The following is an 18,242-nucleotide window of genomic DNA, read 5'->3' on the forward strand; positions in this document are numbered from 1 at the left end:
AATGCGTTAAAAACAATAATAACATATAATTTTATAAATTATGACAGCTTTTTTCGAAGGAATTCAATACTTATTCGTTAACATTTTGTTTGCTCCTCTTGACTTTTTACGTCGTTTGGAATTAATTACATGGTTTGGTGCAAACACTATTAACTGGATTTTCATGATCATCTGTTCATGTGCAATCGTTTATTGGATTAAACAATTACGCATTTTTGATGATGCTGGAACAGAAAACCAAGATACAACAGCTCATTCATTTTTAAAATAAAAACCAAACCCTTTAATTAAAAAGGGCTGGTTAATTTATTTTTAAATTAAATCGAAGCCAATATCTTTTCTAAAATACATCTTATCAAAGCTTAGTTTATCTATGTTTTGGTAAGATTTTTTTATGGCCTGCTGGAAATCATCTCCATATGATGTTACAGTCAAAACACGTCCTCCATTAGTAACGACATTTTCGTTATCTAATTTTGTTCCCGCGTGAAAAACTATAGAATCTGTAATATTTTCTAAACCAGTAATTACTTTCCCTTTTTCAAAATCTTCAGGATATCCTCCAGAAACCACCATAATTGTCGTAGCACTTCTTGGATCAACCTCTAAAGTAAAATCGTCTAATTTTTGATTCGCAACCGAAAGGAATAATTCAACTAAATCAGATTTTAATCTCGGAACCACAACTTCAGTTTCAGGATCTCCCATTCTTACGTTGTATTCAATAACGATTGGCTCGTTTTTTACATTGATTAAACCAATGAACACAAAACCTTTGTATTCGATTCCGTCTTTTTGGAAACCTTCAATAGTTGGTTTTACGATACGAGTTTCAATTTTTTCCATCAAAACAGCATCAACATAAGGAACTGGAGAAACTGCTCCCATTCCGCCTGTATTTAGTCCTGTATCGCCTTCACCAATTCGTTTGTAATCTTTTGCCGTTGGAAGAATTTTATAGCTTTTACCGTCAGTCAAAACAAAACAGCTTAATTCAATTCCGTCCAAAAATTCTTCAATAACAACTTTCGAACTTGCTGCTCCAAATTTTGAATGAACAAGCATATTTCTTAATTCCGTTTTAGCCTCTTCAAGATCTTGAATAATCAAAACTCCTTTTCCTGCTGCTAAACCGTCTGCTTTTAAAACGTACGGAGGTTGTAAAGTTTCTAAGAATGCACATCCATTTTCAACCGTTTCGGCAGTAAAACTATCGTAAGCCGCAGTTGGAATGTTATGTTTCATCAAGAATTCTTTTGCAAATTCTTTACTTCCTTCTAACTGTGCTCCTAATTTTGATGGTCCAATTACTGGAATATGTTTTAAACTTTCGTCGTTTTTAAAATAATCATAAATTCCTTTTACTAAAGGATCTTCTGGACCTACAACAACCATACTTACTTTTTCTTGAAGTACAAATGTTTTAATAGCATCAAAATCGGTTGGAGACATTGCAACATTTGTAGCAATTGCAGCTGTTCCTGCATTTCCTGGTGCAACAAAAAGTTTTTCGCAAAGCGGACTCTGAATCATTTTCCACGCAAAAGCATGCTCTCTTCCGCCTGATCCCAATAATAAAATTGTCATGGTATAGTTGTATTTAGTTGTGGTGCAAAAATAATTGCTTTTGCACGTAAAAAATAATTAAATCTTAAAAACTTATTGATTCTTCACTGTTCATAATTGCTAAATATTACTTTTGACTAAAATTATAAGAAAAATGATTCGCCTTTTTGATCTTTCTCTTCAGTTAAATGGTTTTCCGATAAAGAAAGCCAAAGCCGAATTGGACAAAATTGTTTGTTTTTCTGAAGAAGAATTTGCTTCATTTCTTGAAAAAAAAAGAAAGAAATTGTTGATTTTCACTTAAAAAACAACTCTTTTTATGCGGCATTAGTTGGAGATAAAACTTTTAAAAATTGGGAAGATTTACCGATTTTAAATAAACAGAATCTTCAAAAGCCGCTGCAAGAAAGACTTTCAAAAGGCTATTCTAAAAAAAACATTTACCTCAACAAAACATCAGGATCAAGCGGAACTCCTTTAATTTTTGCCAAAGATAAATATTCACACGCTTTAACTTGGGCATCAAATATTATGCGTTTTGGATGGTTTAGCATTGATTTTAATCATTCGTATCAAGCACGTTTTTATGGAATTCCGATGGATTTTATTGGCTATCAAAAAGAACGTTTCAAAGATTTTTTGAGTCGCCGGGTTCGATTCCCAGTATTTGATTTATCAGATGATGTTTTGACTAAATTTTTAAAAAAATTCAAATCGAAAAAGTTCGATTACATCAACGGCTATACAAGTTCAATTGTTCTGTTTGCTAAATTTCTAGAACAAAAAAATATTACTTTAAAAGAGATTTGTCCAACATTAAAAGCTTGTTTTGTTACTTCAGAAATGCTTTTTGAGACAGATAAAATCCTTTTAGAAAAACAATTCGGAATTCCGATTATCAATGAATATGGCGCTTCTGAACTGGATTTAATTGCTTTTGAAAATCCTCAAAACGAATGGCAAATTAATGCCGAAACACTTTTTGTAGAAATTTTAGACCAAAACAATAAAGTTCTCCCTTACGGGGAAGAAGGAAAAATTGTGATCACTTCTTTATTCAATAAAGCCAATCCTTTTATCAGATATGAAATTGGCGACATTGGAATTTTAGACGAAAAAAGCACACCACAAAAACCAATTCTTAAAAAACTTATTGGCAGAACAAATGATATTGCAATTCTTTCAAGCGGAAAAAAATCGCCCGGTTTGACCTTTTATTACATAACCAAAAGCATTATTGAAGACGATGGAAACGTAAAAGAATTTATCATTAAACAAACGCAATTAGATACTTTTGAAATTGATTATGTTGCTGAAAAAGAATTGATTTCAGAACAAATTCAAAAAATACAAGAAGCCATTGATTCATATTTAGAACCCAATTTAAACTTCACTTTTACAAGAAAAACTGTTTTAGAAAGAACTAATCGCGGGAAACTAAAACAATTTAAATCCTATTTATAAGTATAAATAAAACCTTACATTTGTTTTTTTTAATTAAAAACTTATGGAAGATCATTCTTTACTTTCTGAAGAAACAATTTCTAATAAAATATATTTTATCCGTGGTCAAAAAGTGATGCTGGATAGCCATTTAGCTTCACTATATGGAGTAGAAACAAAAGTTCTAAAACAATCTGTTAAACGAAATATTTCAAGATTTCCAGAAGATTTTATGTTTCAGTTATCGCAAAATGAATTTAATAACTTGAGGTCACAAATTGTGACCTCAAGTTGGGGAGGAACGAGAATCTCTCCTTTTGCTTTTACTGAACATGGTATTCTAATGCTCTCAAGTATTTTAAAAAGTGACAAAGCCATCCAAACCAATATTCAAATTATGAGGATTTTCACAAAAGTGAGACAAATGCTTTTGGATACAACAGAAATTAAGGTTGATATTCTACAAATCCAGAAGAAGTTAGAAAATCATGATAAAAATATTGAATTGGTTTTTTCTTATTTAGATGAATTGACTGAAAAGAAAGAAAATGAATCTGAAAGAGTGAAGATTGGATATAAAAAATAATTCTTTAAGGTCACAAATTGTGACCTTAAAGAGTTAGCGAAAATCAATTTTACCTTTCGAAAAATATAGCCAATGGTTTCAACCATTGGACACAATATCTTTCTCCAATACGTTTCCCACGGTTGAAACCATTGGCTATATTTTGAATAAGATGGAAAAATTGGAGGTCGCAAATTGCGACCTCCAATTCTAAGCGAAATTCTTCAAGGTCACAATTTGTGACCTTGAAACTTGAAGTCGCAATTTGCGGCTTCAAGTTGAATTTTAAATCTTCCTTATATATTGTGGTTTGATTATCAATTGAGTAAATAAAAACCTCATCATCAACAAAACAGAAAAAACGAAATTATACCCATGAAATTCCCTGTAAACACCAAAGTTATGTTTGATCAATTTGAATTTCGATGAAGAAATAGAATCCTTTCTAATTCTATAAAACGCTAAAGATTCTGGAATAGCTTCTGCTGTTTTTATTTGTTTTAAAATAGTAAGCCACAATCTCCAATCCTGTCTTTTTTGAGAAGATTCTAATTTGATTTTTCCAAAAAAATCTGCGTCGTAAATAGCGGTTAAATTTCCAACGTAATTGCAAAAAAACAGTTGTTTATATGTCAATGGTATTGGAGTTTGAACTCTTCTGTTTAAATTGTTTCCGTTGTCATCAATACAATCGTAAAAGCTAAATGTAAATGGTAGATTATTTGCTTTTAAAAACTGGATTTGCTTTTCTAATTTAGTTGAAAGCCATAAATCATCGGCATCTAAAAATGCAATATATTTTCCTGAAGCTTTTTCTAAGGCTTTGTTTCTTGCAAAACCGTTTCCTGAATTTGTTTCTAGTTGGAATAATTTGATTCGGCTGTCTTTTTGGGCAAAATCATCAATTATTTTTACGGTTTCATCTGTAGAGGCATCATCAACCAAAATCATTTCCCAGTTCTCGTAAGTTTGCTTTTGAACTGATTCGATAGCGGCTTTAATGAATTTTTCAGCATTAAACGTTGGCATTAAAATAGAAACTAAATCATTCATTAATATGCCTTTTGATCGCCTTTAAAAATATTAATAACAGTTTGAAGGATTATTTTTAAATCTAAAATTAAAGACCAGTTTTCAATATAAAAAACATCAAACTTTATTCGATTTATCATATCTCTTTCTATCGTTATTTCGCCTCTAAAACCACTTACTTGTGCTAAACCAGTAATTCCGGGCTTTACACAATGGCGAATCATGTATTTTTTTACTTTGCTGCTGTATTCTTTATTCTGAGACCATAAATGAGGTCTGGGTCCAACTACGGACATATCGCCGAATAGAACATTTATAAATTGCGGCAATTCGTCTATGCTTGTTTTTCTCATAAAACGCCCCATTCTTGTTACACGAGGATCGTCTTTTGAAGCTTCTTTTTCAGTTGTTTTATTAATGTGCATAGAACGTAATTTGTAACATACAAATTCGTTCTCATCTATTCCTGGTCTGCCTTGCTTGAAAAAACAGGTCCTTTTGATTCTAATTTGATTAAAATAGCCAATAATGGAATCAGCCATGACAATAAAAAACGATTACTATGAGAGAAAATAAAACATCAAACAGACGCTTCATGAATTTTACTGCAGGCTCATTAAGTATCGTTTGTTTTAATGACAGTACTGGAAAAAATCATAGTAATCTATCTTTAAATTTTTGAAAAAACATCCTTTGTATCAGGAATAAACTTTATCGTTTTATTATTTTCATCTGCAAAATCAATTAGATCTTTCAAACTGTTATTTGATACTTCGTTTAAAGAACAGTAAATTTCATCGACTTCATTTTCGATCACAAATGGCTTTAATGCATCTAATTTTCCAGTAATACTCTGATCTGCATTTATATCTGAAAAATATCCCAAAAATCTATATCCATAGTCCTTTCTGGTTTCAAAAAGATTTTTAAGACTAATGGCCTCTGGCGTAAATCCAATAATAACAGCATTCCTATAATTGTTGCCAGTTATTATTCTATACTCTTTTAAATAAAAAAACCAAGCAAATTTAAAAACGGTAACCACTACCAAAACCAGAATTATAAACAAAAAAATCTTTGATTCGTTAAAAATCGCTTGTCTAGAAAATGGAAAAAATGCAATAACAGTCAAGAGAAATAAAATTCCTTGTTTGATTATTTTTGATGTAATAGCAACTGGAGTTGTAAAGCGATATACATCATAAAATTTAACAAAAAAAGCAACTATTCCCCAAGCGATAATTTGATAAAATATTAAAATCCAAATATTTGATGGGCTCAGTTCATTAAAAAAAATGAAAAAACTGAGTACAGAGATCATTGTCAGGTCGATTAAAATACTTATTGGCCTAATATATTTTGAATATCTTCCTGTGTGAAATGCCATCATAAATAATTCCTGTATCCTTTTTTTATCAAAATTTACTGCATTCGAAAATAATTCCGTTTACCATTATCGTATATAACCTGAGAAATCCTTGTGTTCTTCTTTAGAAAGTTCTTCTTTAGAAAGTGATCTAAAATAATCATACGTAATTTTCATTCCTTCAGAACGGCTCACTTTTGCTTCCCAACCCAATAATTCTTTAGCTTTGGTAGTATCTGGCTGACGCTGCAATGGATCGTTTATAGGCAATGGATGATAAACTACTTTTTGATTTGTTCCGGTAAGTTTTATAATTTCTTCTGCAAAATCTTTTATTGTTATCTCATCTGGATTTCCAATGTTTACGGGATATACATAATCAGAATGCAGCAATCTAAAAATACCTTCTACTTGATCATCCACATAACAAAATGAACGAGTCTGCATACCATCTCCAAAAATCGTTAAATCTTCTCCACGCAAAGCCTGACCAATAAAAGCAGGAATTACACGCCCGTCATTCAATCGCATTCTTGGACCATAAGTATTAAAAATACGTACAATTCTGGTTTCAACACCGTGAAAAGTATGATATGCCATTGTTATTGATTCCTGAAAACGTTTGGCTTCGTCATAAACACCTCTTGGTCCAATTGTATTTACGTTTCCATAATATTCTTCTGTTTGCGGATGTACTAATGGATCTCCGTATACTTCAGATGTTGAAGCGATTAATATTCTAGCTTTTTTAACTCTCGCCAATCCTAATAAATTATGTGTCCCTAAAGAACCCACTTTTAAGGTCTGGATTGGAATTTTTAAATAATCTATTGGACTTGCCGGCGATGCAAAATGTAAAATATAATCTAAATCGCCTGGTATATGAACAAATTTTGTAATGTCGTGATGGTAAAATTCAAAATGTTCTAATTTGAATAAATGCTCAATGTTTTTAAGATCTCCAGTAATCAAATTATCCATTCCTATAACAAAATAGCCTTCTTTGATAAATCGATCGCACAAATGTGATCCTAAAAAACCCGCTGCTCCGGTAATAAGTATTCTTTTCATAATGATTTTATTGAACCTTTTGTTTTTGATAATGGCTGCAAATATGCACAAATGTAATAAAATATCCGGCCTTTTAAATTTGCTGAAATTTTTACTAAAAAAGAGATTTGGCTTTTTTACACCAATATTAAATAGGTTTATTCTATTTTTACGATTCTAAATTCTAAATGTTTTGAAAGTTGTACATATTGTTGAGGCACTAGAAGGCGGCGTTTATACTTATTTTAAAGATTTGTCAGCTTACTTTGGTGATGAAAAAATAAGCGAAAACATTGAAACTACTATTATTTACAGCAGTAATAGAAATGGTGTAAGTACTCAAAAAGTTAACGCTGAGTTCTCTAAAGGTATTAACTTAGTACACCTCGATATGGTTCGGGAAATTTCTCTTGCGAAAGACTTAAAATCTATAGTCAAACTTACTCAAGAACTTAAAAAAATTAATCCTGATATTATTCATCTTCATTCCTCAAAAGCGGGGGTTTTAGGACGACTTTCTTCTTTTTTCTTATTCAAAAAAACAAAACTTTTTTATTCTCCACATGGCTATGCTTTTTTAAGAACTGACATTTCAAATCGTACAAAAAGGTTTTATTCTGTTATAGAAAAAAACTTTCAGTACCTATTTGGAGGAACAATTGTTGCCTGCGGTGATACTGAATTTGAAATTGCTAAAAATATTGGTCCTTCAAAACTTATTAGAAACGGTGTTGCTATAAATGAAATTCGTAAATACTTTTTACCTCATCAAAACACAAAACTAACCATTGGTATATTGGGCAGAATAACTGCGGCTAGAAATCCTAAATTGTTTAATGAGATTGCTTTACAATTTCCTGATTTTAATTTTATCTGGATTGGTGACGGAGAACTAAACCATTTGATTACAGCACCAAATATTCAAATCACGGGCTGGATTTTAGATAAAAATACAGTTTTTAAAACATTAAATTCTATTGATGTTTATCTGCAGACTTCTCTTTGGGAGGGTCTGCCTATTGCAGTTCTTGAAGCAATGGCGTTACAAAAACCTGTAATTGCAACCCATATTATTGGCAATAAAGACATTGTTGTTCCTAATGAAACTGGATTTCTTTTTAGTGAAATCAATGAATTAAAAAGCTTTTTTAACGTTTTAAAAGATTCAGAAACAAGAACTGTTTTTGGAGAAAATGCATTAATTAGATGTTGTGACCTTTTTGATAAAAATAAAAACTTTAAACAGCTTTTTGATCTATACCAAGAATAGTTTTTTGCTGCAGCCAATAACTTGAAAAAACCGAAAACCAAAATCCGCTAAAGGCGATACCATCAAATCTAAGCAAAAAATCATCAGTTAAATTTGAAGTAAAAAACAGGAAGAAAAATGAAATTACTATCGCGTTTTTCAAATCAAATCCTAAATATCCAATACCAAAAATATAAAATGCTACGACTAAGGGGCCAAGTATTCCAAATTTCAGTAAAAAATCTAAAAACTGGTTGTGGGTTGGAAATTCATATTTAGCTAAAAACTGCTGATTGGTTGCTTTAAAGTATTTATTTAATTCAGGTTTTCCATCTGAAGCTCCTACTCCAAAAGGAAGTTTTTTAACGGATAATTCCCAAGCTGATTTCCAAATTGAAAGTCTTGTTGCTAATGAATTGAAAGCATAAATTTCTGGATGATCAATTTCATCTAATTTCCCTACTTTATCCATATAAGCAAAAGTTACATTAGAGTATTTCTCTTTCATATAAGGGTTTTTCTGTATGAAAACGAACAAAATACTGCCTAATACAAGTAAAACAGCTATTGCTGTTAGGATCATTTTTTTTATGCTGAATCTTGATTTTATTTCGAAAATGAAAACAACCAAAAAACCGATCAAAGCGTTAAGCAGCGCCATTCTGGTATTTACTAAAAGGACAAAGAAAAACGAGAGTAAAAAAACAATGATTCGAAGTGTTTTAAAAGTACTTTTTTCTTTATTCTGAAAACTGTAAAATACAAAATAGAATGCACAAATAGAAACAAAAGCCAAATGCATATTTAAAGCCGGCGCATGAATACCTATGCTGTCTGCAAATTTATAACCCATTTCCCAAAGATCGATTCTGCTTAAATATTTATTGACCAAGTCAGGATAAACCACATAAAATCTAGTTAAAAAAAACAGCATCATCATTGTTGTTGCAATACTATAAGTCTCGGCTAATTTTAAAAATCTTACACGCTGATAATGACCAATTATAAAAATTGGAAATAATAGCAGCGAGGTACTCTTTTCAACCGCTTTTAAACCTTTGGATAAAGAATCATTATTCCAGAAAAACAATAATTCTAACAAAAGTGGTGAAGCTATACAAACAACCAAAATCAAAGCGGTTTTGCTGAATTTTAGTTTTTTTACATAAATCAGACTAAAAACACTAAATAGAATAATAAGCAGTGAACATGGTTTTCTGAATATCATTGCAATTGCAATCAGACATAAAAAAACATGAAATATTTTATTGAAGTTTTTTTCTGAAAGATTCATAGTATAATGCAAAGTAAATTAGTGGAAAAACACCCATTTTATGTCGTACAGCGGTACCTAAATCGGGCTCGAAAACTCCTTGTACAATAAAAAAAGAAAAGATAATAAGCAGTATTAAAAGTTCTTTTGAATATGTTTTTCTATCTGCCAAACATTTTGCAAATCGAACTAATAAAATGTAAAACAGTAATAACTGCCAGATTATAAATATAATTATTTGTGGTGATAATAGGTGTTTTAAACCGTTTATTGGAATATTGACTGTAAAAAATCCGTAAAATATCCCAACAGCTTCTCCATACCACGTATCTGTTTTAATGGGAGAAATAATAATAGAATTGGCATCGGCAGAACCTATACGTTCATTGTTTACTACTTCTCGGCTTATTTCTGAAAGGTATTTCCCTTTTAAAACACCATGACTAAAAGATAAAAAAACGGCTATTAACAATCCATAAAACAGTGTTGTTATCGTTTTACTTTTAAAACTCACTAAGCTTACTAAATACATCCCGCCGCCAATAACTGGAATTAAAAGATAATAGGGACGGAAAAATACGCCGAAAACCAACAATAAAAGTACTGTGTATATAATTGTTCTTTTCAACGAAATTTGCTCATTTAAGCACATAAAAACGATTGGAGAGAGATACAAAAAGGTTATAAACTCTTTTGACGGCATTGAAACAAAAATGGCAATCATTAAAAATGCCATATAAACCAGAATGTTCTTGACATTGAGTTTTTCAAAACGATCTGGAATACCTATTTTATACAAAACATACATTAAAACAGGAAACTGGATTAAAGCAATGATTGGAAAGGGTAAGTAACGCAGTCCAGAAATTTTATACAACAAAATCGAAACTGGATAACTCCCAATATATCCTATTTCATTTCCTTTATCGTATGCAATAATTGCTGCATCATAAAAAAACTTAGGAGGCAAAATAAAAAAAGCAACCACTGCAACTACAAGATTGGCTGTAGCGATGAGTAAAAATGCTGCTTTGCTTTTTTGTATTTTCATATAAAAATTGTCATTTCTTAATGTAAAAAAATCACTATTTTATCTTTTCGATAAATAATTATAGCTACAACACTATTCCAGAAAATAGAGCTTGAAACAAATGCAATCGCTCCACCAACCATTCCATACTCCGGAATTAAAAATCGGTTTAAAAGAAAGTTGATAACTACTGCCGCAATTAAAACAATCTGAAAAATATGCTGTCTTCCCGTCATATTTAAATAAACTGGCGCAGACCCAAACGCAGAGCAGACTCCTTGACCAATTATTAAAATTAAGAAAGCTTCTTTTGCAACAACATATTGATGCCCAAAAAAAGACAATACATGCTCAGAACACAGGCTGATTATAACTATTACCGGAAATGTGATTCCGAAGATTAAACGAACACTATTTCGTAAAATTCTTTTTAGCTCTGCTTTATTATCTTTCGCAAAAAACTCTGCAATTTTTGCTGAAACAGTAATGTTAATCGTTAAAATTATTACCGAAACGATGGTCATTACTTTAAACCCAAAGGAATAAAAAGCTACTGTTTCGTCATTTCGATACTTCTTTAAAAACATAATATCAAAACTCATTAAAAGAAACATTGCCATTCCGCTTATAGCAATTGGGTACGATTTTAAGAATACTTCTTTATGCGAAAAAGTATCGTTACTTTCTGTGACTGTAAGTTCTCTAAAATAAATATAAACATACACTGAGCTAATGATTGAAAGTAAAACAAATCCAATCAAAAAAACATCTACCAAATAGGTTTCTTTATTCCAATAAAATAAAAGTATCGAGCCTGCAATTAAAGGAACGTATTTGACAATATTTCTAAACAATTCAGCCGTATACAATTTATCTAAGGCTCTAAAAATCTCTGTATTTAAAGTCGAAATTCCATAAAAAAACAACGTTACAGTGCCTTTTAATAAAATAGAATATACCTCATTATCGGAAAAGTAATTGTTTATTAGTTCCTTACTAATTAAGGCAACAATAACAATTGCTGCAATTGAAGTTGCCAACAGCATTGCAACCATTTTAAAGTATATTTTTTTCAATTGTTCAAGTCCTCCCGTGCCCGTCAATCTTCCTTTGAAATATAAAATTGATTGATCGAAACCTAATAAACATATGCTTCCGATGGCTAAAAGGAAAGAACGTGCAAAATCATACTGCCCAACTAATTTAGGACTGTAAAATTTGGTTAGAAATATGGTGAATCCAAAAAGTAAAACAACTCCAAAAATCCTCAAAAACAAAGTACTAAGACTTTGTTTTAAAAATGCATTTTGCGAAATTCTTTGAAAGATTTTGTTCGTTTTCAATGCATCGTTATTTAATTTGAGATTTTAAAAGCTGACTGTTGTAAAACTTCTTGAACAAGTGAATAAAAATAAAAAGAAGGATAAAGACTGCGGGAAGCAGAATTTTAAAATTGCCATTTGTAAGCTTTACAATATTTATATTTAATGTAGTATTAATTTCTTTTATTGCTTTATCGTAGTTCACCAACTTTAATCTGTTTCTTCCTTGATCAACTATTAAAGTTTGCTTCGTTTTAATTAGATCATTAAGCTGTGTATTCTCATTGTAATAAACCAATTTATCGTTTTTTGGTCCATTTTTAACCGTGCTCGAAAAACCATTTAAAACATCGTCAATTTGAGCGATGATAGTATCATTTTTAGCAATTTGCTGCTCTAGATTTTTATATCCTATTTTTTGAAGTGCATTAAAATATTCTGAGCTGTTTAAATACTGCATCAATGGTGCGACTATCTCTTTGTCATCTGTTTCTTTATTTGATACAAACGAAATAGTATGAAAAGTGTAATTTTTGCTCGTTATATTATCTTCTAAAACTTTTTTTACTTCACCAACCTCAGCCATTAGTTTTATGAGTTCAAAGTTTTGCTCTTTGTCTTCAATAAATTTATAAACGTCGGCGATTGGTTTAATTTCAATTTTTTTAAGTGCTTTTGGATTCGAAATTCCAACAACCTTTTTTAAGAAAACAGTATCTCCAGAAACAATTTTAGACTCGATTAAGTCTATTTTGGAATATAAGTAATCAACGCTGCCAAAATTAGGTGTTACTATAACCTGATTTTGAAACGTTTTTTTATTTGAATCCAAAAACCACCCCAAACCAAATCCAAGAACAACCAAAATCAATACAATTATCCAGTTTCGAACAAAAAACTGAATTGATTTAAATATAGAAGCACTTATTCTATCAAAAAAATTCCTGATTGTTTTCGATAAATCAAAAATATCAATTTCCTGATCTGAGTTGTTTTGGGGTGCTTTTGTACTCATTTACGTTTTTTATTTTACGTTGAAAATTTGTTCTAAAATTTTAATAGTAATTAAATAAGTTGGTTTTACCCCTGTTGTTCCAAGTCCGCCAGAAGCCAAAGTACTTCCCGTTTCTAATGGATTATCTGAAGCATAATAAGCATAACGAACTTTTATATCGTGCGGAACACTTTTTCTAATTTTTGAAGCAGATTGTATCGCTTTTTGGTAATAAGATCCTTCCATTTCAAGACCAATTACACCCCAAGTCGATTCGTGGAAAAATTTCAATAAATCTCTGTTTTGCAAAGATGTTCCTAAAACAGTAACCATTGCACCTTCAAAAACAGCAATATCGTTTCCTTCAAACATGGCACCTGTTAGTTCATTTTCGAAGAAATAATTATCAGCCGTTCCTTCATTTATATGTGCTGTAGGAATCATAATATCGCCTTTTCCGCCTTCAAGAATTCCGGCTTTACCCATTATAGAAACTGATTTTACATTTAGTAATGTTTCTTTTTTAAATGGTTTTAAAAGTTCGTCGATAGTTTCATAAGCCTGCTCGCCAAAAGCATAATCCATTACAATAATTACCGGCTTTTCGTCGTCGATTTTCGCTTCAGAAAACGCTGTTTTTGACCAGTCTATTTTTGCCGTATCAAAAATTTGAACGTCAATATTAGTTCCCGAAGTATCAGGAAGTGAAATCATTCCGTTTTTCAAAGCCAATTCTTCAACATGACCTCTAATTTCTTTTGAGCCTGAGTTGCTTAATTCTTCATAAATAAAGAAATCTGTTTTTCCTTTAAATTTTGTTTTCAACAAAGGCGTCGCAAAAATAGAATTCATTACACTGTGCATATTTGCACTAATTACGTGAATTGGTCTTTTTAAAAGATCATTTGCTTTTAGAACTTCTTTGATATTTGTTGCCCAAATTTCTCCGTGAATATGGTGTCCTAAACGTTCGCGTAAAACAGGGCTGAAAGTAATAGTTCGTTTATTGTTTTCAACAATTTCTTCGATTGCTAATTTTCCTAACCAGTAAATAACGTGCAAGAAACGATCAGGTGCATTTTCAGAACCAAAAGCGTCATAAATATCTAAAACCTCTTCAAAAGTTCTTCCTAAAATGTTTGCAACGTGCGAAATCGCTTTTTCTTTTTCAATCTGCGCCAGCTTTTTAGTCTGCATTACAGCTTGTTCTAATTTAAGCCAATCACGAGAAACCTCTCCGCCGTCGTCTAATAAAACTCTATTTTTAATTTTATGCGATTCGATAAAAATAAAAGTCAAATGCGTTAGAATATCATAAATATCAGAACGTCCACGCGTGATTTCAACATTCATTTGTTCCTCGTCGATTCTATAACAGTTTCTTCTTCTTTTTGGAGGAACAATGGGCTGAAAATGCGATTTAGAATAACCTTCATCTGAAGTTAAATTGATGAATCTGCATTGTTCGATTCCTATTGGTAAACGTTCTATAACGTACAAAAGTCCGTTTAATTCTACTTTTTCTTCGGCAATATTCCCATAAATTTCTGGGCGTAAAGCTAATAATGATTCTCTTAAACTATCACCCGAAACTCCCATTGGTTTATAAAAACCACGGTTGAATAAGTGACGCATTGTAATGTACATTTTTTCTATAGCTGCAGATGATTCCTGAGCTCTTGATCTTGATATATGTTTAGTTTCTTTCATGCTGTTTTTATTTTAAATAATCTTCAATTAAGAAGATTATTTTGGTATTTCAATTAAACGAAATTAGTAATTATAAATACCATTAAAGTTAATATCTTATTATTATTCGGCTTTTTCAATTTTCCATTTATCTTTCAGACTTTTCCTTGTAGCTATGTATCCTAAAGGCAAATCAGCCAATTCTAATAAAGTTTTATCAATTTTTATGATTTGTTCCAAACTAACAATTTGCGCAACTTTCTCAAAACTCTCAAACTTATCATTACTAAAAAATTGCCAGGCACCATCTTCAGCATCATGTGTAACATAAGTAATAGTTTTCTTTTCTTTAAGAACAAATGTGGTCGTAAAAACAGTAGTGTTTGGCGCATCCTTAAAATGCTTTTTTATTTGTCCAATAGCATTGCCAAATCCAAAAAATGAAATTAGAATTACTAAATTTAATCTTTTTTTCATAGAACAACTATTATTTACTTACTTCAAATTATCCGCAATCTTTCTATCATTAGACAGTCTCGGAATTTTATTTTGTCCGCCCAATTTCCCCTGCGATTTCATGTATTCCTGAAATCCATTTTTCGAAACTTTGGTAATAACTACTTTTTGCAACACATTTCCAGTAATTAAATCATCATAGTAAATGTTTTGTTTTCGCATTGAATCGTCAATTGCTTCCGCAAAAGTTTCCATATTGTCTGGTTCATTTTCAAATTCGATAAACCATTCATGATACGGTAATCCATTTGATGGCGTAATTTGAGGTGCTACGGTAAATTCGTTTATTACAATATTTGTTCCTGCTGTTGCTTCTTTCATCGCATTTTCGACTTCATTGGCAATAACGTGTTCTCCAAAAGCAGAAATATAATGTTTGATACGTCCTGAAACAATAACTCGATGCGGAAACAAAGAGGTAAACTGAACGGTATCGCCAATATTATAGCGCCAAAGTCCGGCATTTGTAGAAACTATTAAGGCATAATTAATCCCCATTTCTACTTCGCCAATTGTATAACTTTTTGGATTTTCGGTAAAAAATTCATCGGCTTTAATAAATTCGTAGAAAATTCCCGAATTCAAAAGCAAAAGCATTCCTTTTTGTTTTTGAGAATCTTGATAAGCAAAGAATCCTTCAGAAGCTGGAAACAATTCGATACTGTCTACTTTGCGGCCAATCATGTTTTCGAACTTAGCACGATAAGGCTCATAATTAACTCCGCCGTAAATAAATAAATTGAAATTTTTGAATAACTCTCCTATTTTCTTACCACCGCTTTTTTCTTCTAAACGCTCAAAATACATTTGTACCCAAGACGGAATTCCCGAAATTATGGTCATATCTTGATTGATTGTTTCGTCTACAATTGCATTTACCTTAGTATCCCAATCTTCAATACAATTGGTTTCCCAAGAGGGCATTCGGTTTTTCTGCAGATATTTTGGTACAAAGTGCGCTCCAATTCCTGATAATCTTCCAAATTTGATTCCGTATTTTTCAACCAAAATTGGACTTCCCTGCAGGAAAATCATTTTTCCATCAACAAAATCGGCATTTCCCGTTTCATAGATATAATGCAAAATCGCATTTCGAGAGGCTTTTATATGAGATGGCATTGACTCTTTTGTAAGCGGAATGTATTTTGCACCTGAGGTTGTTCCAGAGGTTTTTGCAAAATAAATTGGTTTTCCTTTCCAAAGAATATTCTCTTCCCCCTCTTTTACTCTATCGATATACAATTTTAAATCTTCGTAATCTCGAACAGGAACATTCTTTTGAAAATCATCAACTGTTTTTATCTTTTTAAAATGATGGTCTTTTCCAAACACAGTTTCTTTTGCATCACTGATTAAACTCTTAAATATTTCATTTTGAGTTTCTATCGGTTTATTGGCCCAAGCCTGTGTCTTATGATATATTTTGCTGGCAAATAATTTTGCTGCTACTGATTTAATAGACATTTTTTAATAGTATTACTTCTTTTCTTTTTTATTTTTAACAGCTTTAGAATTAACAGACTCCTTCTCCAGTTTTGCAACTTCTTCTCTAAGCTTAATTTCTTCTTCGGTTGTTTTCATATTTACGTCCGAAGGTTCATCAACATCTGCTAATATAGAATCTTTATTGAATTTTGCATATTCTAATTCTCCTTTCAACACCTTTTGAATCCCTTTTATGTAAGCTTCATTTTTCCTTAAAGCTCTCTCTAATGAATCTGATTTTATAGCAAGTTCTGTTGCATTTCTTTTTAATTGTGATGAAGAATATCCCGGAATAAATTCGCGTAAAGGTGTAAAAGCAATAATAAAAGTGGTTACTAATATTAAAAATATACCGCCTAAAGTAAACGTTACAAAAACGTTCATTAAGTTGAGTTTAAATGAAAAAATTTCTTCAAAAGTTTCTTCATTCAAGATTACCAAGCGGTTTTTGATGAACAAATTTTTTCTAAAATTGAATTTTTTCTTAGTCATTTGGTTAATTATACAAGCAAATATAGTAATTAATCATATTGCTGCTGTCTGACAAAAATGAGCAAACACAGCAATTTTAATATTTTATAAAATATTTAACGCAGTAAGTAATAAATATTTTAAACCAAAAACCCTTGTTGTTCGTATATTCTATATACCTTTGCGGTAGAATTTGAAAATCAATTTGCTTCGGCATTAATTATACAATCATGGGAAGATTAGGTCTTACAGAAATCCTTGTTATAGTAGGTATTGTGATATTACTTTTTGGAGGTAAAAAAATTCCAGAATTAATGAAAGGTTTAGGAAGCGGAATTAAAGAATTTAAAAACGCTGCTAAAGATGATCAAACAGCGCCTAAAAAAGAAGAGGAAGAAACTAAATAAGCATTTACAACCTTATTAAAAAATCCCAAGTTACAAATTGTAGCTTGGGATTTTTTTGTTTATTGTTCTAATTGGGATTTTGTTAAGAATTATAACAACTAATTATAGATTTTCTCATTTCAAAAATTTATTTTTGTATTATGGGAAAGGTTCAAGAAAATGGCTTTTTAGTTGATGTATTAAAAGAACTAGATTTTTTTAGTTCTGATTCATCTATTGATAATGATTTTCCTGAAATTGTTTTTACAAAAAATCCTCCTTCAAATCTCCATCCAAAACATTACATAGCATTGGAATTTGCAGAAATCCTTGAATCGGATGCTGTGTACTTTAAGTATTACGATGACAACCGTTTTTGCGTTCCTCAGGTATATTTTTATGATAATTCAAACGGAACTTATGATAAAAAGAAAATTGCTGAGATTCATAGAAATGTATATAGTAGCAATCAAGTCGCATTAATAGTTGTAATAAACAAAGGTTCCATACAATTATTTGACACAAAAGAATCGGTTAAAGTAATTGATAATCAAATTTCTAATCAGAATTGCTTAATTAAAGAAAGTCCTTTTGACGTAGAAGAAAAGCTAAAACCTTTAAAACTTTTTTTTAATGCAAAAAAATTAAATTCAGGTCTTTTTTGGGAAGATAAAGAAAATTCTAACCATTTTCTAAAAAATACTTCTGCTTACGAAAAATTAGTGGAAATTTTAAATAAAATAAAATTTGGATTTATTAAGGATTTTACAAATAAAGGCTTAAAAAAGACTTCGCCGAAGATTTG

General features: G+C 30.8%; 18 protein-coding genes and 1 pseudogene. 6 read left to right on the plus strand and 13 right to left on the minus strand.

Annotation, left to right across the window (positions count from 1 at the left end; all coding sequences use genetic code 11):
* The first annotated feature begins 40 nt into the window (after window positions 1–40).
* Window positions 41–271: a hypothetical protein gene (locus tag BOW55_RS05540; RefSeq protein ID WP_031453858.1), complete on the plus strand. Its 231-nt coding sequence runs from the start codon at window positions 41–43 to the stop codon at window positions 269–271.
* A 41-nt stretch (window positions 272–312) separates the two neighbouring features.
* On the opposite strand, the gene purD is transcribed toward BOW55_RS05540, so the two are convergent.
* A complete protein-coding gene (gene purD / locus BOW55_RS05545; protein ID WP_129023329.1) occupies window positions 313–1,587 on the minus strand; it encodes a phosphoribosylamine--glycine ligase in 1,275 nt (424 codons plus the stop codon).
* 133 nt (window positions 1,588–1,720) lie between these two features.
* Here purD and BOW55_RS05550 point away from each other — a divergent pair.
* Both BOW55_RS05550 and BOW55_RS05555 read left to right on the plus strand, forming a co-directional pair.
* Window positions 1,721–3,030 (plus strand): annotated as a pseudogene (locus BOW55_RS05550) (phenylacetate--CoA ligase family protein).
* Between the two features lie 43 nt (window positions 3,031–3,073).
* A complete protein-coding gene (locus BOW55_RS05555) occupies window positions 3,074–3,595 on the plus strand; it encodes an ORF6N domain-containing protein (RefSeq protein ID WP_129023330.1) in 522 nt (173 codons plus the stop codon).
* Window positions 3,596–3,859: 264 nt separating this feature from the next.
* On the opposite strand, the gene BOW55_RS05560 is transcribed toward BOW55_RS05555, so the two are convergent.
* The 4 genes from BOW55_RS05560 to BOW55_RS05570 all read right to left on the minus strand — a co-directional run bounded on the left by BOW55_RS05560 (window position 3,860) and on the right by BOW55_RS05570 (window position 7,043).
* Entirely contained in the window at window positions 3,860–4,627 is a 768-nt protein-coding gene (locus BOW55_RS05560; protein WP_129023331.1) for a glycosyltransferase family 2 protein, read from the minus strand.
* The gene (locus BOW55_RS21255) at window positions 4,627–5,148 is read right to left on the minus strand and encodes a sugar transferase (protein ID WP_241686484.1); all 522 of its coding nucleotides are present in this window, start codon (window positions 5,146–5,148) and stop codon (window positions 4,627–4,629) included. The genes BOW55_RS05560 and BOW55_RS21255 overlap by 1 nt, the downstream gene beginning before the upstream one ends.
* Before the next feature lie 128 nt (window positions 5,149–5,276).
* Entirely contained in the window at window positions 5,277–5,996 is a 720-nt protein-coding gene (locus BOW55_RS21260) for a nucleoside-diphosphate sugar epimerase/dehydratase (RefSeq protein ID WP_241686485.1), read from the minus strand.
* A 63-nt stretch (window positions 5,997–6,059) separates the two neighbouring features.
* Window positions 6,060–7,043 (minus strand): UDP-glucuronic acid decarboxylase family protein, encoded by a 984-nt coding sequence (locus BOW55_RS05570; RefSeq protein ID WP_089053537.1) that lies wholly within the window; start codon window positions 7,041–7,043, stop codon window positions 6,060–6,062.
* 172 nt (window positions 7,044–7,215) lie between these two features.
* Here BOW55_RS05570 and BOW55_RS05575 point away from each other — a divergent pair, with 172 nt between their 5' ends.
* Window positions 7,216–8,292: a glycosyltransferase gene (locus tag BOW55_RS05575; RefSeq protein WP_129023332.1), complete on the plus strand. Its 1,077-nt coding sequence runs from the start codon at window positions 7,216–7,218 to the stop codon at window positions 8,290–8,292.
* On the opposite strand, the gene BOW55_RS05580 is transcribed toward BOW55_RS05575, so the two are convergent.
* The 8 genes from BOW55_RS05580 to BOW55_RS05615 form a co-directional block, all read right to left on the minus strand.
* Entirely contained in the window at window positions 8,261–9,499 is a 1,239-nt protein-coding gene (locus tag BOW55_RS05580; RefSeq protein WP_241686486.1) for an O-antigen ligase, read from the minus strand. The genes BOW55_RS05575 and BOW55_RS05580 overlap by 32 nt on opposite strands.
* Before the next feature lie 683 nt (window positions 9,500–10,182).
* A complete protein-coding gene (locus tag BOW55_RS21655; RefSeq protein WP_371414510.1) occupies window positions 10,183–10,275 on the minus strand; it encodes a hypothetical protein in 93 nt (30 codons plus the stop codon).
* A gap of 337 nt (window positions 10,276–10,612) precedes the next feature.
* A complete protein-coding gene (locus BOW55_RS05590) occupies window positions 10,613–11,917 on the minus strand; it encodes an MATE family efflux transporter (RefSeq protein ID WP_129023335.1) in 1,305 nt (434 codons plus the stop codon).
* Window positions 11,918–11,924: 7 nt separating this feature from the next.
* Window positions 11,925–12,911: a hypothetical protein gene (locus BOW55_RS05595; protein ID WP_129023336.1), complete on the minus strand. Its 987-nt coding sequence runs from the start codon at window positions 12,909–12,911 to the stop codon at window positions 11,925–11,927.
* A 9-nt stretch (window positions 12,912–12,920) separates the two neighbouring features.
* Entirely contained in the window at window positions 12,921–14,600 is a 1,680-nt protein-coding gene (locus tag BOW55_RS05600; RefSeq protein WP_129023337.1) for a hypothetical protein, read from the minus strand.
* A gap of 102 nt (window positions 14,601–14,702) precedes the next feature.
* On the minus strand, window positions 14,703–15,056 hold the full coding sequence (locus BOW55_RS05605; protein ID WP_129023338.1) for a DUF2185 domain-containing protein: 354 nt from the start codon (window positions 15,054–15,056) through the stop codon (window positions 14,703–14,705).
* Window positions 15,057–15,074: 18 nt separating this feature from the next.
* Window positions 15,075–16,559 (minus strand): GH3 auxin-responsive promoter family protein, encoded by a 1,485-nt coding sequence (locus BOW55_RS05610; protein ID WP_129023339.1) that lies wholly within the window; start codon window positions 16,557–16,559, stop codon window positions 15,075–15,077.
* A 12-nt stretch (window positions 16,560–16,571) separates the two neighbouring features.
* On the minus strand, window positions 16,572–17,072 hold the full coding sequence (locus BOW55_RS05615) for a peptidase (RefSeq protein WP_129023340.1): 501 nt from the start codon (window positions 17,070–17,072) through the stop codon (window positions 16,572–16,574).
* 209 nt (window positions 17,073–17,281) lie between these two features.
* Between BOW55_RS05615 and BOW55_RS05620 the strand changes: the two genes are divergently transcribed.
* Window positions 17,282–17,458 (plus strand): twin-arginine translocase TatA/TatE family subunit, encoded by a 177-nt coding sequence (locus tag BOW55_RS05620; RefSeq protein WP_089053528.1) that lies wholly within the window; start codon window positions 17,282–17,284, stop codon window positions 17,456–17,458.
* A gap of 140 nt (window positions 17,459–17,598) precedes the next feature.
* On the plus strand, window positions 17,599–18,242 hold a 644-nt coding region (locus tag BOW55_RS05625), incomplete at its 3' end, for a hypothetical protein (protein ID WP_164975003.1).

Origin of the sequence: Flavobacterium sp. YO12, assembly GCF_004119495.1 — a bacterium.
GTDB lineage: Bacteria > Bacteroidota > Bacteroidia > Flavobacteriales > Flavobacteriaceae > Flavobacterium.

Bases quoted from the DNA above. Each gene is read 5' to 3' on its own strand.
- BOW55_RS05540 (WP_031453858.1), top strand. From the start codon at position 41: ATGACAGCTTTTTTCGAAGGAATTCAATACTTATTCGTTAACATTTTG.
- purD (WP_129023329.1), bottom strand. From the start codon at position 1,587: ATGACAATTTTATTATTGGGATCAGGCGGAAGAGAGCATGCTTTTGCG.
- BOW55_RS05555 (WP_129023330.1), top strand. From the start codon at position 3,074: ATGGAAGATCATTCTTTACTTTCTGAAGAAACAATTTCTAATAAAATA.
- BOW55_RS05560 (WP_129023331.1), bottom strand. From the start codon at position 4,627: ATGAATGATTTAGTTTCTATTTTAATGCCAACGTTTAATGCTGAAAAA.
- BOW55_RS21255 (WP_241686484.1), bottom strand. From the start codon at position 5,148: ATGGCTGATTCCATTATTGGCTATTTTAATCAAATTAGAATCAAAAGG.
- BOW55_RS21260 (WP_241686485.1), bottom strand. From the start codon at position 5,996: ATGATGGCATTTCACACAGGAAGATATTCAAAATATATTAGGCCAATA.
- BOW55_RS05570 (WP_089053537.1), bottom strand. From the start codon at position 7,043: ATGAAAAGAATACTTATTACCGGAGCAGCGGGTTTTTTAGGATCACAT.
- BOW55_RS05580 (WP_241686486.1), bottom strand. From the start codon at position 9,499: ATGATATTCAGAAAACCATGTTCACTGCTTATTATTCTATTTAGTGTT.
- BOW55_RS05595 (WP_129023336.1), bottom strand. From the start codon at position 12,911: ATGAGTACAAAAGCACCCCAAAACAACTCAGATCAGGAAATTGATATT.
- BOW55_RS05600 (WP_129023337.1), bottom strand. From the start codon at position 14,600: ATGAAAGAAACTAAACATATATCAAGATCAAGAGCTCAGGAATCATCT.
- BOW55_RS05605 (WP_129023338.1), bottom strand. From the start codon at position 15,056: ATGAAAAAAAGATTAAATTTAGTAATTCTAATTTCATTTTTTGGATTT.
- BOW55_RS05610 (WP_129023339.1), bottom strand. From the start codon at position 16,559: ATGTCTATTAAATCAGTAGCAGCAAAATTATTTGCCAGCAAAATATAT.
- BOW55_RS05615 (WP_129023340.1), bottom strand. From the start codon at position 17,072: ATGACTAAGAAAAAATTCAATTTTAGAAAAAATTTGTTCATCAAAAAC.
- BOW55_RS05620 (WP_089053528.1), top strand. From the start codon at position 17,282: ATGGGAAGATTAGGTCTTACAGAAATCCTTGTTATAGTAGGTATTGTG.